14 protein-coding genes, 1 tRNA gene and 1 pseudogene are annotated in these 14,880 nt (G+C 69.7%); 10 read left to right on the top strand and 6 right to left on the bottom strand.

Annotated elements, in window-relative coordinates; all coding sequences use genetic code 11:
- Positions 1–28: 28 nt before the first annotated feature.
- A tRNA-Cys gene (locus ACTMVF_RS04515) sits at positions 29–103 on the bottom strand.
- A 177-nt stretch (positions 104–280) separates the two neighbouring features.
- Here ACTMVF_RS04515 and ACTMVF_RS04520 point away from each other — a divergent pair.
- The 8 genes and pseudogenes from ACTMVF_RS04520 to ACTMVF_RS04555 all read left to right on the top strand — a co-directional run bounded on the left by ACTMVF_RS04520 (position 281) and on the right by ACTMVF_RS04555 (position 8,065).
- Positions 281–1,741, top strand: a complete 1,461-nt coding sequence (locus tag ACTMVF_RS04520) for an MFS transporter (protein WP_441269641.1) — start codon at positions 281–283, stop codon at positions 1,739–1,741.
- 32 nt (positions 1,742–1,773) lie between these two features.
- Entirely contained in the window at positions 1,774–1,971 is a 198-nt protein-coding gene (locus ACTMVF_RS04525; protein ID WP_441269642.1) for a hypothetical protein, read from the top strand.
- Positions 1,971–2,184 (top strand): annotated as a pseudogene (locus ACTMVF_RS04530) (type II toxin-antitoxin system death-on-curing family toxin); the annotation flags it as partial. The gene ACTMVF_RS04525 and the pseudogene ACTMVF_RS04530, both read left to right, overlap by 1 nt.
- A gap of 195 nt (positions 2,185–2,379) precedes the next feature.
- Positions 2,380–4,188 (top strand): DEAD/DEAH box helicase, encoded by a 1,809-nt coding sequence (locus ACTMVF_RS04535; protein ID WP_441269643.1) that lies wholly within the window; start codon positions 2,380–2,382, stop codon positions 4,186–4,188.
- 326 nt (positions 4,189–4,514) lie between these two features.
- A complete protein-coding gene (locus ACTMVF_RS04540; RefSeq protein ID WP_062703418.1) occupies positions 4,515–5,156 on the top strand; it encodes an IclR family transcriptional regulator in 642 nt (213 codons plus the stop codon).
- A 100-nt stretch (positions 5,157–5,256) separates the two neighbouring features.
- Positions 5,257–6,057, top strand: a complete 801-nt coding sequence (locus tag ACTMVF_RS04545) for a chorismate synthase (RefSeq protein WP_441269644.1) — start codon at positions 5,257–5,259, stop codon at positions 6,055–6,057.
- Positions 6,054–7,163 (top strand): o-succinylbenzoate synthase, encoded by a 1,110-nt coding sequence (menC, locus tag ACTMVF_RS04550; RefSeq protein WP_441269645.1) that lies wholly within the window; start codon positions 6,054–6,056, stop codon positions 7,161–7,163. Before ACTMVF_RS04545 ends, menC begins: the two co-directional genes overlap by 4 nt.
- Positions 7,164–7,285: 122 nt before the next feature.
- On the top strand, positions 7,286–8,065 hold the full coding sequence (locus ACTMVF_RS04555; protein ID WP_441269646.1) for a S16 family serine protease: 780 nt from the start codon (positions 7,286–7,288) through the stop codon (positions 8,063–8,065).
- 64 nt (positions 8,066–8,129) lie between these two features.
- Here ACTMVF_RS04555 and ACTMVF_RS04560 read toward each other — a convergent pair whose 3' ends face one another.
- From ACTMVF_RS04560 to ACTMVF_RS04580, 5 genes are all read right to left on the bottom strand, one after another.
- Positions 8,130–9,068 (bottom strand): glycine betaine ABC transporter substrate-binding protein, encoded by a 939-nt coding sequence (locus ACTMVF_RS04560; protein ID WP_441270127.1) that lies wholly within the window; start codon positions 9,066–9,068, stop codon positions 8,130–8,132.
- A gap of 227 nt (positions 9,069–9,295) precedes the next feature.
- On the bottom strand, positions 9,296–10,072 hold the full coding sequence (locus ACTMVF_RS04565) for an ABC transporter permease (RefSeq protein ID WP_441270128.1): 777 nt from the start codon (positions 10,070–10,072) through the stop codon (positions 9,296–9,298).
- 98 nt (positions 10,073–10,170) lie between these two features.
- The gene (locus ACTMVF_RS04570) at positions 10,171–11,418 is read right to left on the bottom strand and encodes a betaine/proline/choline family ABC transporter ATP-binding protein (RefSeq protein WP_441269647.1); all 1,248 of its coding nucleotides are present in this window, start codon (positions 11,416–11,418) and stop codon (positions 10,171–10,173) included.
- Between the two features lie 41 nt (positions 11,419–11,459).
- The gene (locus tag ACTMVF_RS04575) at positions 11,460–12,107 is read right to left on the bottom strand and encodes an ABC transporter permease (protein WP_441269648.1); all 648 of its coding nucleotides are present in this window, start codon (positions 12,105–12,107) and stop codon (positions 11,460–11,462) included.
- A gap of 25 nt (positions 12,108–12,132) precedes the next feature.
- Positions 12,133–12,612: an Lrp/AsnC family transcriptional regulator gene (locus ACTMVF_RS04580; protein ID WP_441269649.1), complete on the bottom strand. Its 480-nt coding sequence runs from the start codon at positions 12,610–12,612 to the stop codon at positions 12,133–12,135.
- 138 nt (positions 12,613–12,750) lie between these two features.
- Here ACTMVF_RS04580 and hppD point away from each other — a divergent pair, with 138 nt between their 5' ends.
- Entirely contained in the window at positions 12,751–13,896 is a 1,146-nt protein-coding gene (gene hppD / locus ACTMVF_RS04585) for a 4-hydroxyphenylpyruvate dioxygenase (protein WP_441269650.1), read from the top strand.
- A gap of 110 nt (positions 13,897–14,006) precedes the next feature.
- The gene (locus tag ACTMVF_RS04590; RefSeq protein ID WP_441269651.1) at positions 14,007–14,876 is read left to right on the top strand and encodes a phage baseplate protein; all 870 of its coding nucleotides are present in this window, start codon (positions 14,007–14,009) and stop codon (positions 14,874–14,876) included.
- Positions 14,877–14,880 lie beyond the last annotated feature (4 nt).

Raw genomic sequence — 14,880 nt, forward strand, 5'->3', positions numbered from 1 at the left:
TGCCGTTTGAGGAGATGGAGGGGAGAGATGGAGGCCGTGGCGGGAATCGAACCCGCGTAATTCGCTTTGCAGGCGAACCCCTGAACCACTCGGGCACACGGCCTTGATCGGTGACTCGACCGTACGGGCGGTCCGCGGAAGGGCTCAAGGGAACCGGCCACCCTGCAATGGGACTGCCACACGCCGTTCATGAATACCGGCGGTCGTACGACCAAGGTCTGAGGGTGGGGCCGTCTCTCGACAGGGGTCAAGGTGGGTTGTGGCCCTTACGCTGGCGGGCATGACTGCCCTCGAGCCGCGCGACACCGGTGTCGCGAAGACATCCGATGCTTCCTTGGTTTCCGAGTCCGAAGACACCGTACTGAGTCGGACTTATCGGGCGCTCAGTGTTGGGATCGTCTCCGTCGTGCTGCTCATCGCCTTCGAGGCCACCGCAGTGGGGACGGCCATGCCGGTGGCCGCGCGGGAGCTGGACGGGGTGTCGTTGTACGCCTTCGCGTTCTCGGCGTACTTCACCACCAGCCTGTTCGGGATGGTGCTGGCGGGGCAGTGGTCGGACCGGAGGGGGCCGTTGGGGCCGCTGACGGCCGGGATCGCCTCCTTCGGGGCGGGGCTGCTGCTGGCCGGGACCGCCGGGGCCATGTGGCTGTTCATCCTCGGGCGGGCCGTGCAGGGGCTCGGGGGCGGGCTGGTGATCGTCGCGCTGTACGTCGTCGTCGGGCGGGCCTACCCCGAGCGGTTGCGGCCGGGGATCATGGCGGCGTTCGCGGCGAGCTGGGTCGTGCCGTCGATCGTGGGGCCGCTGGCTTCCGGGGCGGTGACCGAGCATCTCGGGTGGCGCTGGGTGTTCCTGGGGATTCCGGTGCTTGTCGTCTTTCCGCTCGCGCTCGCGCTGCCGCAGATACGGCGGCGGGCGGGCGGGCCGGTCGACGGCTTGGCCGGCAGCGCCTCCTTTGACCGGCGGCGTATCCGGCTCGCCCTCGGTATCTCTCTCGGCGCGGGGTTGTTGCAGTACGCCGCCCAGGACCTGCGGTGGCTCTCCCTCGTCCCCGGCGTCGTCGGCGCCGCGCTGCTCGTGCCGGCCGTGCTCGGGCTGTTGCCGCGTGGCACGTACCGGGCGGCGCGGGGGCTGCCGTCCGTGGTGCTGTTGCGCGGGGTCGCCGCGGGGTCCTTCATCGCCGCCGAGTCCTTTGTGCCGCTCATGCTGGTCACCCAGCGGGGGTTGTCGCCGACGCTCGCCGGATTCTCGCTCGCGGCGGGCGGGGTGACGTGGGCGCTGGGGTCGTGGGTGCAGTCGCGGGCGCGGGTAGAGCCGTACCGGGAACGGCTGATGACGGTGGGGATGGTGCTGGTGGCGGCTTCCATCGCCGTCACGCCGAGTGTGCTGATCGATTCCGTGCCCGCCTGGACCGTCGCCGTGGCGTGGGCGTTCGGCTGCTTCGGGATGGGGCTGGTGATCTCCTCCGCCAGCGTGCTGCTGCTCCATCTCTCCGCACCCGAGGAGGCCGGCACCAACTCCGCCGCCCTCCAGATCTCCGATGCCCTCTCCAACGTCGTCCTGCTGGCCGTCGGGGGCGCGGCCTTTGCGGCGCTGGGGGGTGGGGCGGTGAGCCATGCGGCCACGGAGGCCTCCGGCGGCGGCTCGCATCCGGCTGCGTTCGCGGCGGTGTTCCTGCCCATGGCGGGGGTGGCGTTGGTGGGGGCTTGGGTGACTACGCGGTTGCGTGCGGTTTCCGAATGACACCGAGTGGTACCGCTTAGTGCCGTCCGCGCATGGCTGGACTGAACCTGCGGTTCACGGATGAAGAGCTGGACGCATTGCGCGAGCGGGCGGCGGCAGAGGGACGCACTATGCAGGCCTTCGCTCACGACGCGGTGATCTCGGCCATGAACGAGCATTCGCGGCTGTTCAACGAGGCGGCCGAGCACGTGCTGAATGCCAGTGCCGAGCTGAACAAGAGGCTCGCCTGATGCACTTCCTCACCCTGCCCGAGCTGCTGAACCTCGCCAAGGCTCGGGGTCGAGGAGGTGCGTGACTATGGGCTCCTCGACTCCGCCCTGGCGCGTCCTCAGTCGAGCGTCTTCGGGCAGGACGCCTATCCGGACGTTTGGCAGAAGGCCGTTGCTCTGATGGAGTCCCTCGCCCGAAACCGCGCTCTCGTCGACGGGAACAAACGCCTCGCCTGCAAGATCGAAGCCCAGCTGCCGCGCTTCGCGCGCTGATATCGACGACCTCTGTGAGGTCGATCCCATCCACGCTCAACCCGGCGCAGTCCGCGCGTTGAGCCCACCGGGCCACCGATAGGGTGGCCCGGTTGTTCCATATGGCCCACACCACCACACCCAACCGAGCCGCCCGACCACATCCCCCCGGAGACCGTGACTACCACCGCCGCCAGCTCCAGCGCTGCCTCCCACTCCCACCACCTGTCACCCGCCTTCCCCGGCCGCGCCCCCTGGGGCACCGCCAGCAAGCTGCGTGCCTGGCAGCAGGGGGCGATGGAGAAGTACATCCAGGAGCAGCCGCGTGACTTCCTCGCGGTCGCCACGCCCGGCGCCGGGAAGACGACCTTCGCCCTGACGCTCGCCTCCTGGCTGCTGCACCACCATGTCGTGCAGCAGGTCACCGTGGTCGCGCCGACCGAGCATCTGAAGAAGCAGTGGGCGGAGGCGGCCGCGCGGATAGGGATCAAGCTGGATCCCGAGTACAGCGCGGGCCCCCTCGGCAAGGACTACCAGGGTGTCGCCGTGACGTACGCCGGTGTCGGTGTGCGGCCGATGCTGCACCGCAACCGGGTTGAGCAGCGCAAGACGCTCGTGATCCTCGATGAGATCCATCACGCGGGTGACAGCAAGTCGTGGGGCGAGGCCTGCCTCGAAGCATTCGAGCCCGCCACGCGCCGCCTCGCGCTCACCGGTACGCCGTTCCGGTCCGACACCAACCCCATCCCCTTCGTGACGTATGAAGAGGGCAACGACGGGATCCGGCGGTCCGCGGCCGACTACACCTACGGGTACGGCAACGCGCTCGCCGACCATGTCGTGCGGCCCGTCATCTTCCTCTCCTACAGCGGCAACATGCGCTGGCGCACCAAGGCGGGGGACGAGATCGCCGCGCGGCTCGGCGAGCCCATGACGAAGGACGCCATCAGTCAGGCCTGGCGTACGGCGCTGGATCCGCGCGGTGAGTGGATGCCCAGCGTGCTGCGCGCCGCCGACCAGCGGCTGACGGAGGTCAGGAAGGCCATCCCGGACGCCGGCGCCCTCGTCATCGCCTCCGACCAGGACTCCGCCCGCGCCTACGCCAAGCTCATCCGCGAGATCACCGGCACCAAGGCGACCCTCGTCCTCTCCGACGACGCCGGCGCGTCCAAGCGGATCGACGACTTCAGCGGCAACAACGACCGGTGGATGGTCGCGGTGCGGATGGTGTCCGAGGGCGTCGACGTACCTCGGCTGGCGGTGGGGGTGTACGCCACCACCATCTCCACCCCGCTCTTCTTCGCGCAGGCCGTCGGACGTTTCGTACGGTCACGTCGGCGCGGCGAGACCGCCTCCGTCTTCCTGCCGACCGTCCCCGACCTCCTCACCTTCGCCAACGAGATGGAGGTCGAGCGCGACCACGCCCTCGACAAGCCGAAGAAGGAGGGCGAGGAGGACCCGTACGCCGAGTCCGAGAAGGAGATGGAGGAGGCGAACAAGGAGCAGGACGAGGACACCGGCGAGCAGGAGCAGTTCTCCTTCGAGGCACTGGAGTCCGAGGCCGTCTTCGACCGGGTGCTCTACGACGGCGCCGAGTTCGGCATGCAGGCCCACCCCGGGAGCGAGGAGGAGCAGGACTACCTCGGGATTCCGGGGCTGCTGGAGCCGGATCAGGTGCAGCTGCTGCTGCAGAAGCGGCAGGCGCGGCAGATCGCGCACAGCCGTAAGAACCCGGACGCCGAGGCCGACCTGCTGGAGCTGCCCGCCGAGCGGCGGCCTGTCGTCTCGCACAAGGAGATGATGGAGCTCCGTAAGCAGCTCAACACGATGGTCAGCGCGTACGTTCACCAGAGCGGTAAGCCGCACGGGGTCATTCACACCGAGCTGCGGCGGGTGTGCGGGGGGCCGCCGAGCGCCGAGGCCACGGCGGGGCAGCTGCGGCAGCGCATTGCCAAGGTGCAGGAGTGGGCCACGCGGATGAAGTGACGGACGCTGGGCGCACATCGACACGGCCCCGCGCCCCTCACGGGGCGCTTTACGCCCGGGCCTTTCCGGGCAAACCGGCGTGGTCCGTACCCGTCGCTGCCCGGATTCTGGACGGAGCCTTCCGCTCAGCGAACCGGCTTCGCTAATGTCCCGCTACGCACACGCCCCGTGGCAGCGCCGCCGCGGAGCGCAGCCGTGAAGCGACGCGGTCCGGGACAGCCCGGGCCGCCGGCCGATCGGCGGCCTCTGAAGCGCGTCACTGACGGGACTCGGTGACGCACCCGCCGCGAGGGGGCTGCCGACCTCACCACTAAGGAGTGGGCGTCGTGACCGCGGAGACCTCTCAGACGCTCGACCGAGGACTGCGTGTCCTCAAGCTGCTGGCCGATACGGACCACGGGCTGACCGTCACCGAGCTATCCAACAAACTGGGCGTGAACCGGACCGTCGTGTACCGGCTGCTCGCCACGCTCGAACAGCACGCCCTCGTGCGCCGTGACCTGGGCGGCCGCGCCCGGGTCGGGCTGGGCGTGCTGCGACTGGGCCGGCAGGTACATCCGCTGGTGCGGGAGGCCGCGCTGCCCGCGCTGCGCTCGCTGGCCGAGGACATCGGGGCGACGGCCCATCTGACACTGGTGGACGGTACGGAGGCGCTGGCCGTCGCCGTGGTCGAGCCGACGTGGACGGACTATCACGTGGCCTACCGGGCCGGTTTCCGGCACCCCTTGGACCGGGGGGCCGCGGGCCGGGCCATACTCGCCGCCCGGCAGCAGCCGCTGGAGGAACCCGGATACACCCTCACCCACGGCGAGTTGGAGGCCGGGGCGAGCGGGGCAGCTGCGCCGTTGCTCGGGGTCACGGGCGTCGAGGGCAGCGTGGGTGTGGTGATGCTGGCCGACGCGGTGCCGGAGCGGGTGGGGCCGCGGGTCATGGACGCGGCGCGGGAGGTGGCGGAGGCGTTGCGCTGACGGGTGCCGGGCGGCGGCGGAGGCGTTGCGCCGACGTGTGCCGGGGCGGTCTGCGTCTGGCCCTCTAGGCAGGGCCGTCACCGCCTCCGACACTCGGTACATGACCCCTGTCAGCATGCGCACCGTCCACGACGTCACCGGGCTCTCCACCGTCGCCGACTACTTCAGCGACGTATGGCAGACGCCCCGCAGCACCCCGCCGTACCCGGCCGAGGTGCTGCACAGCCTTGTCCACGCGGGCGGGGCCGTGCATGCCGCGTACGACGGCGTGCGGTTGGCCGGGGCGTCCGTCGCGGTCTTCGGGCAACCTGCGTCCAGGGAGGCGTACTCGCTGGTCGCCGCCGCCGACCAGGGGCTCGGGGTGCGGGTCAAGCAGGCACAGCGGGCTTGGGCGGCGGGGCTCGGGGCGCGCACCATGCGCTGGACCTTCGACCCGCTGGTCGGGCGCAACGCCCGGTTCAACTTCGTCAAACTGGGCGCCGTGGGCACCGAGTACCTGGTCGACTTCTACGGCCCCATGGCGGACGGCGTGAACGACGGCGACGAAAGCGACCGGCTGACGGTGGTCTGGGACCTGACCGGGCCGGGGCAGCCGTACGACACCGGCGGCACCGGAGGCACTGGCCACCCCGGCGACACCGCCGATCGCGAGGCCGCACCCGGCACGCACACCGCCCCCGACGGCGGACCGCTCGCCCGCCGGGACCTGGGCGAACGGTACGTCTGGTGCCGCGTACCGGACGACATCGTGGCGCTGCGGGCCGCCGATCCGGAGCTGGCGCTGCGCTGGCGGCGGGCCGTCCGCGAGGTGTTCACGAAGGCCTTCGCCGAAGGGTTCACCGCCACGGGAATGTCCCGGGACGGCTGGTACACGCTCACCCGCCCGGAGGCCGCCGCGTGAAACTCGAGCGCGTCGAGATCGTCCATGTGGCGATCCCGCTGGTCACCCCCTTCCGTACCTCCTTCGGCACGATGACGACGAAGGACACCTTCCTGCTGCACGTCGTCACGGACACGGCCGAGGGCTGGTCGGAGTTCGCGGCCGATCCCGAGCCGCTGTACTGCTCGGAGTTCGTGGCCGGCGCGGAGATCGTGCTGCGCGACTTCCTGCTGCCGCGCGTCGCCGCCCTCCCCGTGCTCGGTACGGCCCACCTCGCACCGGCGATGGGGGAGATCAAGGGGCACGAGCTGGCGAAGGCGGCGCTGGAGACGGCGGTCCTCGACGCGGAGCTGCGGTCGTACGGCATGCCGCTGGCGACGTATCTGGGGGCGGTGCGGGAGCGGGTGCCGGCCGGGGTGTCGGTCGGGATCAAGGAGAGTGCCGGGGAACTGCTGGACGCCGTCGAGGGGTATCTCGCCGAGGGGTACGTCCGGATCAAGCTGAAGATCGAGCCCGGGTGGGACCTGGAGCCCGTACGGGCCGTGCGCGAGCGCTTCGGGGCGGAGCTGCCGCTGCAGGTCGACGCCAACACGGCGTACACGCTCGCGGACGCCGAACATCTGCGGCGCCTCGACGCGTTCGGGCTGCTGCTGATCGAGGAGCCGCTCGCGGAGAACGACCTGTACGCCCACGCCCGCCTCCAGCAGCGCCTTACGACCCCCGTCTGCCTCGACGAGTCCCTGCACAACGCCCGCGACACCGCGTCCGCGATCGCGATGGACGCCTGCCGGGTCGTGAACGTCAAGCCCGCGCGGGTCGGGGGATACCTGGAGGCGCGGCGGGTGCATGACGTGGCGTACGCGCACGGGGTGCCGGTGTGGTGCGGCGGGATGCTGGAGACGGGCATCGGCCGCGCACCGAACCTGGCGCTGGCGGCCCTTCCCGGCTGCACGCTCCCCGGCGACACCTCCGCCTCCAGCCGCTACTTCGCCGAGGACATCACGGAGCCGTTCGTGCTGGTCGACGGCCATCTGCCGGTGCCGAGGTCGCCGGGCATCGGGGTGCAGCCGTTGCAGGAGGCGCTGCGGCGCTTCACCACGCAGCGGCGGGACCTGTACCGGGCGTGAGTCGGCTGACCTGGGCGGTGGTGGGCAGCCGACCTGGGCAGTGAGGGGCGACTGACGTGGGCGGTGAGGGGCAGCTCCGACCTGCGACCGGCCCGAACGCGCCGCCACGTTAGATTGATCCCGTGTTCTCTCGTCTCACGCGCCCCCAGGCCCTCGCCGTCTGCGCCCTGCCGGTCGCGGCCCTGCTCGCCACGGCCGCCTTCGCACCGCTGCCGTTCTCGGTGGCGCAGCCCGGCCAGACCACGGACGTACTGGGCGAGGACAAGGGCGACCCGGTGATCACGATCTCCGGTGCGCCGACCCGTGACACGAGCGGCGAGCTGCGCATGACGACGATCGTGGCGACCTCGCCCGACACCGACGTGAGCCTGGGCGACGTGATCGACGCCTGGTTCCGCACGGACAGGGCGGTCATGCCGCGCGACTCGGTCTATCCGAGCGGCAAGAGCACCCGGGAGATCGAGAAGTACAACACCGCGCAGATGAAGGAGTCCCAGGACGCCGCGACCGAGGCCGCGCTGAACTACCTGGATCTGAACGACAAGAACATCAAGGTCACCCTGAAGCTCGCGGACGTGGGCGGCCCCAGCGCCGGCCTCCTCTTCACCCTGGGGATCATCGACAAGCTCAACGGCGCCGACCTCACCGGCGGCCGCACCATCGCCGGCACGGGCACCATCGACGCCGACGGCAAGGTCGGCGCGGTCGGCGGCGTGTCCCTGAAGACCCAGGCGGCCAAGCGGGACGGGGCGACGGTCTTCCTGGTACCGAAGGACGAGTGCTCCGACGCGAAGGCAGAACTCCCGAAGGGCCTGCGACTGATTCCGGTGACCACGCTGAAAGGGGCGGTGGGGGCGCTGGAGGCGTTGGAGTCGGGGAAGGGGTCGGTGCCGGGCTGCTAGTCCGGGGACTCTCTGCGTCGCGGTGCTCGCGCTACCCGTTCCCGCGGCGGCTTGGCGGGAGCCGCTACTTCACGAACCCCTCCTCCTTCATCCAGTCCAATGCCACCTGATGCGGGTCCTCCCCATCCACATCCACCTTCGCGTTCAGCTCCCGCGCCACCGCGTTGTTCAGCTTCTTGGTGATCGGGTCGAGGACCTCCGCGATCGCCGGCCACTTCTTCAGGGTCTTGGAGTTGATCATCGGGGCGGCGTTGTAGTTGGGGAAGAACTTCTTGTCGTCCTCCATGACCGCGAGGTTCATCGACTTGATGCGGCCGTCCGTGGTGAAGACCTCTCCGTAGGTGCAACTCCCCTTCGCGGCCTGGGTGTAGATGATCCCGGTGTCCATCTGCGTGATGTTCTTCGTCGGCACGCTCATCCCGTACTCCCGTTGCATGCCCGGCAGCCCGTCCGCCCGGTTGGCGAACTCGACCTCCACGCACAGCGTCACGGCGCCGGGGTCGGACTTCGACAGCGCGGCGACGTCGGAGAGTGTGTTCGTGCCGTACTTCTTGTGGTTGTCCTGGTTCATCGCCAGGGCGTAGGTGTTGTTCAGCGTGGAGGGGGCCAGCCAGCTCACCCCGTTCTCCGCGTCGGCCTCGCGCACCGCCTCCCACTGCGCCCGCGGGTCGGGAATGGGCTCGCTGCGGCCCAGGTACGTGATCCAGGCCGTGCCCGTGTACTCGTACCCGGCGTCCGCGTCCCCCTTCCTGACCGCCTCGCGGCTGCCGATGGAGCCCTGGATTCCGGTGCGGTCGAGTACCTCCGCACCGGCCGCCTCGAAGGCGATGCCCATGATCGCCCCGAGGATGAGCTGCTCGGTGAAGGACTTCGACGTCACCGTCAGATCGGCGCCCTTCAGCGGCTCACCCTGTCCGATCACGCCGGGCCGTACGTCGTCGACCAGCGGGGAGCCGCTGCTCAGTCCGCAGCCGGAGGTCGCCAGCAGCAACCCGGCCGTCAGCAACCTCGCCGTCAGCAATCTCGCTGCCGGTAGCCTCACCGCCCGAAGCCTTGCCGTCGGCGCCCCCGCCACCAGCAACGTGGCTGCCCGCGGCCCCGTCTCCGGCAGTTCCGCTGCCCGCGGCCCCGTCTCCGGCAGTTCCGCCGCCCGCAGTTCCGCTGCCCGCAGTCCCGCCTCCGGCACCCGCGCCGCTCGCACCCCCGCCCCCGACAAGCCCGTAAGCCGCCTCACGTCCCCAACCCCCGCGGCCGAAGGAACAGTTCGGCCAGAGATGCCAGCCAGTCCACCAGTAGGGCCAGCGCGACCGTGAGGATCGAGCCCAGCACCAGTACCGGCATGCGCTGGTTGGTGATGCCGGCCGTGATCAGTACGCCCAGGCCTCCGCCCCCGCCGAAGACCGCCAGGGTCGCCGTACCGACGTTCAGGACCAGGGCTGTGCGCACGCCCGCGAGGATGAGGGGGACCGCCAGCGGTAGTTCCACCCGTGTCAGTACCCCCGTCGGCGACATGCCGATGCCGCGCGCCGCCTCCAGCAGCGTCGGGTCGTTCGCCTTCAGGCCGGCGATCGTGTTGGAGAGCACCGGCAGGACGGCGTAGGCGATCATGCCGATCAGGGCCGCCCTGCGGCCGATGCCCAGCCAGATCACCAGCAGGGCGAGGAGACCGATCGCGGGGGTCGCCTGGCCCATGTTGGCGAACGCCATGGCCACCGGGGTGGCCTTTCGGAACGCCCGCCGGGTGAGCAGGATCCCCAGCGGGATCGCGATGATCAGCACGAAGAAGGTGGAGATCACCGTGAGTTCGACGTGCTGCCACAGGGCCTTGGAGACCTGTCCGCCCGAGATCGCGTTCTCGGAGACCGTGTCCAGGTCGGCCTGCTGGAACCACAGCCAGGTCGCGAGCAGCATCGCCACCAGCAGGGCGGGCAGGACGGTCAGCTTCTGCCAACTCACCTTCCGGACCGGGGATTTCGCGCCTGCGGGGGAGGCAGCCTCCTCAACCACCTCCGCCTCCTCCGCAAGCGTCCGCGCGGAAGTCCCGGCCGCATCCGGAACCCCGGCCCTCTCCTCAACCCCGGCCGTCTTGCGCGCCTCGGGAGCGGTCACGCCTTCGCCTCCCCTCCGTTGCCCTCCTGCTCGGCGTGGGTCCGGTCGGCCCGGGCTCCCTCCAGCTCGTGCTGGGCCTCCAGCGCCTCCAGCCGGTCGGCCTCCAGCAACTCGTGCACGGAGTTCATCAGCGTCTCCATGTCGACGACACCGGTGTACTCACCGCGCCGCCCGGTCACCGCGACCCGCCCCGCGTTGTCGATGAGGACCGCCTCCAGGGCGTCCCGCAACGTGGCGTCCCGGGTCACCGTGTCGTGCACCAGCGTCCCCGCCCGCGCCAGCGAACCCTTGGCCCGCATCAGATCGCCCCGCCGCAGCCACTTGTACGGCCGGCGCCGTTTGTCGAGGAGCAGGATCTCGTTGGTGCCGCTGGACCGGAGCCGGTTGAAGATCTCCTGGAGCGGGTCGTCGACGGTCACCGTCGGATAGTCGGTGACCTCCACATCCCGTACCCGGGTCAGGTTCAGCCGCTTCAGCGCCGCCCCGGCGCCCACGAACCCGGACACGAAGTCGTCCGCCGGGTTGGTGAGGATCGCCTCGGGGGTGTCGAACTGAGCGATGTGCGACCGTTCGCGCAGCACGGCGATACGGTCACCGAGCTTGATGGCCTCGTCGAAGTCGTGCGTGACGAAGACGATCGTCTTGTGCAGCTCGTGCTGGAGTCTGATCAACTCGTCCTGGAGATGATCACGGGTGATCGGGTCGACCGCGCCGAACGGTTCGTCCATCAGCAGGACGGGAGGATCGGCCGCCAACGCCCGTGCCACGCCCACGCGTTGCTGCTGCCCGCCGGAGAGCTGACGCGGATAACGGCCGTGGAACTCCCCGGGGTCCAGGCCGACCAGGTCGAGCAACTCCTCGACCCGCGAGGCGATCCGCGCCTTCGACCAGCCGATCATCCTCGGCACGAGTCCGATGTTCTGCGCGACCGTCATGTGCGGGAACAGACCGGCGGACTGGATCGCGTAGCCGACCTTGCGGCGCAGCTTCACCGGGTCGATGTCGGTGACGTCCTCGCCGTTGATGCGGATCCGGCCGCCGGTCGGTTCGATCAGCCTGTTGATCATTTTGAGCGTCGTGGACTTACCGCAACCGGACGGGCCGACGAAGATGACCGTTTCGCCCGCCTTGATCTCCATGGTGACGTTGTCGACGGCGGGGTTGGGATTGCCCGGGTATCGCTTGCTGAGGTTCTCCAGCTCGATCGTGGCACCCGTCGTAGCTGCGGCGGACGTCTCAGACACGGATCCCCCTGGGCACGTCAGACACGGATCCCCTGGGAACGTCAGACACGGATCCCCCTGGGAATGGTCAGCCGCCCGAGCAGGACGTACGCGGCGTCGAACAGCAGCGCCAGGACGATGATCCCGAGGGTGCCCGCGAGCACCTGGTTGAGTGCGTTCGCGCTGCCCAGCGAGGCGAGGCCGCGGAAGATCACATTGCCGAGGCCGGGGCCGGAGGCGTACGCCGCGATGGCCGCGATGCCCATCAGCATCTGTGTCGAGACCCGAATCCCGGTCAGGATCGGCGGCCAGGCCAGCGGCAGCTCCACCCTCAGCAGCTGGGCCGGCCGGGACATCCCGATGCCCCGGCCGGCGTCCACCAGCGACGGATCGACACCGCGCAGCCCGACGATCGCGTTGCGCACGATGGGCAGCAGCCCGTAGAGCGTCAGCGCGATCACCGTGGGCGCCACGCCCAGCCCCACGATCGGGATGAGCAGACCGATCATGGCGAGCGACGGAATGGTCAGGACGGTCGAGGTGGACGTCGTGGCGAGGTTGCCGGCCAGGTCGCTGCGGTAGGTGGCCACACCGATCAGCACCCCGAGCAGGGTCGCCACGACCATGCACTGGAAGACGGCGCTCGCATGTTGGTAGGCGTCGGTGAGCAGTTGCTGATGGCGGTTGCCCAGGTACTCCCAGAAGCTCACTCGGACTCACCCCACCAGGTCGTGGCTAGCTGCTCTCCCGGTCCTGGGCCGCCTGCTCCACCAGCGGGATGATCCGCAGCGGAACGGGGTTCTCCATCACGATCGCGGTGGAGGCCCGGACGATCCCATCGAAACCGACAACCCGGTCGATCACACGCTGGAGATCGGCGTTGGAACGCGCCACGAGACGGCACATCATGTCCCCGCTCCCGGTGGTCGTGTGCAGCTCCAGCACCTCCGGCACGGTCGTCAAGTGGGCCCGTACGTCGGCCCCTTGGCCCTGCCTGATCTGCAGCGTGGCGAAGGCGGTGACCGGATACCCGAGCGCGGCCGGATCCACCTCGGGCCCGAAACCGCGGATGACTCCGTTCGACTGAAGCCGGTCCAGCCGTGCCTGCACGGTCCCGCGGGCCACCCCCAGCCGCCGGGACATCTCCAGCACCCCGATCCGCGGCTCCCGCGCCAGCAGCACGATGATCCGCCCGTCCAGATGATCGATCGCCACAGCAGCCCGCCTCGTCTCCCTAATCGGGGTGGTCATCCTGTACAGAGAGCCCGCAGAAACGGGCACTGCACTGGTCATATTGCCCAGCAGATACGCGAACTATTGCGCACCTTGCCGCACCGGAGTGAGGCTGCGCCTATGACGCAGACCACACACCACACTCCCGACACCGCCCGGCAGGCCGACCCCTTCCCGGTCAAGGGAATGGACGCGGTCGTCTTCGCCGTGGGCAACGCCAAGCAGGCGGCGCACTACTACTCGACCGCCTTCGGCATGCGGCTGGTCGCCTACTCCGGACCGGAGAACGGCAGCCGCGAGACCGCGAGCTACGTGCTGGAGAACGGCTCCGCCCGTTTCGTCCTCACCTCCGTCATCAAGCCCGCCACCACCTGGGGCCACTTCCTCGCCCAGCACGTGGCCGAGCACGGCGACGGCGTCATCGACCTCGCCATCGAGGTCCCGGACGCCCGCCGCGCGTACGCCTACGCGCTCGAGCACGGCGCCCGCTCGGTGGCCGAGCCGTACGAGCTGAAGGACGAGCACGGCACGGTCGTCCTGGCCGCCATCGCCACGTACGGCGAGACCCGCCACACCCTCGTCCAGCGCACCGGCTACGAGGGCCCGTACCTGCCCGGTTTCGTCGCCGCCGCGCCGATGGTCGAACCGCCCGCCCAGCGCACCTTCCAGGCCATCGACCACTGCGTCGGCAACGTCGAACTCGGCCGGATGAACGAATGGGTCGGCTTCTACAACAAGGTCATGGGCTTCACGAACATGAAGGAGTTCGTGGGCGACGACATCGCGACCGAGTACAGCGCGCTGATGTCGAAGGTCGTGGCCGACGGCACGCTCAAGGTCAAGTTCCCGATCAACGAGCCCGCCATCGCCAAGAAGAAGTCCCAGATCGACGAGTACCTGGAGTTCTACGGCGGCGCGGGCGTCCAGCACATCGCCCTCAACACCAACGACATCGTCCAGACGGTGCGGACGATGCGCGCGGCCGGCGTCCAGTTCCTCGACACCCCCGACTCGTACTACGACACGCTCGGCGAGTGGGTCGGCGACACCCGCGTGCCCGTGGAGACCCTGCGCGAGCTGAAGATCCTCGCGGACCGCGACGAGGACGGCTATCTGCTGCAGATCTTCACCAAGCCGGTCCAGGACCGTCCGACCGTCTTCTTCGAGATCATCGAACGGCACGGCTCGATGGGCTTCGGCAAGGGCAACTTCAAGGCGCTGTTCGAGGCGATCGAGAGGGAGCAGGCCAAGCGCGGGAACCTCTGAGGCCTGTGGGACGCCTGTGAATTCGTAGAAGATGCAACCAATGAACGGCGGTTGACGCTCTCATGTCCTGTGGGTGCCACGGGGGCACCCACAGGACCTGGGGGAGTTCAGTGGCCACCCGCATCGACCTCGCCGTACCGTCGCACCGCTGGCTGTGGCAGAAGGGCACGCTCAAGGAGCCGACGGTGCTGCAGTCGTTCGCCTTCGACGAGGTCGGCAAGCACTTGTACGTCCTCCAGGTCACCGCCACCGGCCACGCGGCCGGCGACCTGTGTCTGAACAAGCTCGACCACAAGGGCAACCGGCTGGGCCACATGTACCTGAAGGGCTTCGGGCACGGCGTCAGCATGGGCCTGCAGCGCGACGACGCCGACGGCAGGATCTGGATCTGGACCGAGGCCGATGCCGAGAACGGCTATGGGCAGGGCGTCACCCGCTTCCACTTCGCGGCCGGGGCCGTCCGCACCGGCGCGGACGTCAAGATCCGCCACCCCATACCGGGCTCCGTCAACAACCAGCCCTCGGTCTGCATGGCCTCCAGGCGCATCGCCGTCCGCTACCGCACCGCGGCGGGCGAGCCCCGCTACCGCGTCTGGGACCTCGACGCCTTCGTCGCCCGCGACTACGACAACCCCGTCGCGGACTTCCCCCAGACCGGTGCCCACCCCGACCCGAAGATCCCCTTCCAGGGCTACGCCCTCCACCGCGACTGCGTCTACCAGCTGGCGGGCACGGCCTATGACGCGAAGAGCAACCCGGTCGCGGGGCGGGGCAACGCGTATGTGTCCAGCCTCGACGTCCATACCGGCGAACTGCTCCAGCAGGAGCGCACCGAGGCCGGGTACAGCCTCGTGCACCGCGAGCCGGAGGGCATCGCCGTGCGCGGCGGGTCGGATCCGCGGGTGTACCTCGGGTTCGCCTCCGGGAAGCTGGGGGCACGTCGCTTCTCGATCTTCGTCAAGGAGAAGCGCGAGTCGTAGCCCG

The sequence above is a fragment of the Streptomyces sp. SD31 genome, assembly GCF_052068475.1.
Lineage (GTDB): Bacteria > Actinomycetota > Actinomycetes > Streptomycetales > Streptomycetaceae > Streptomyces.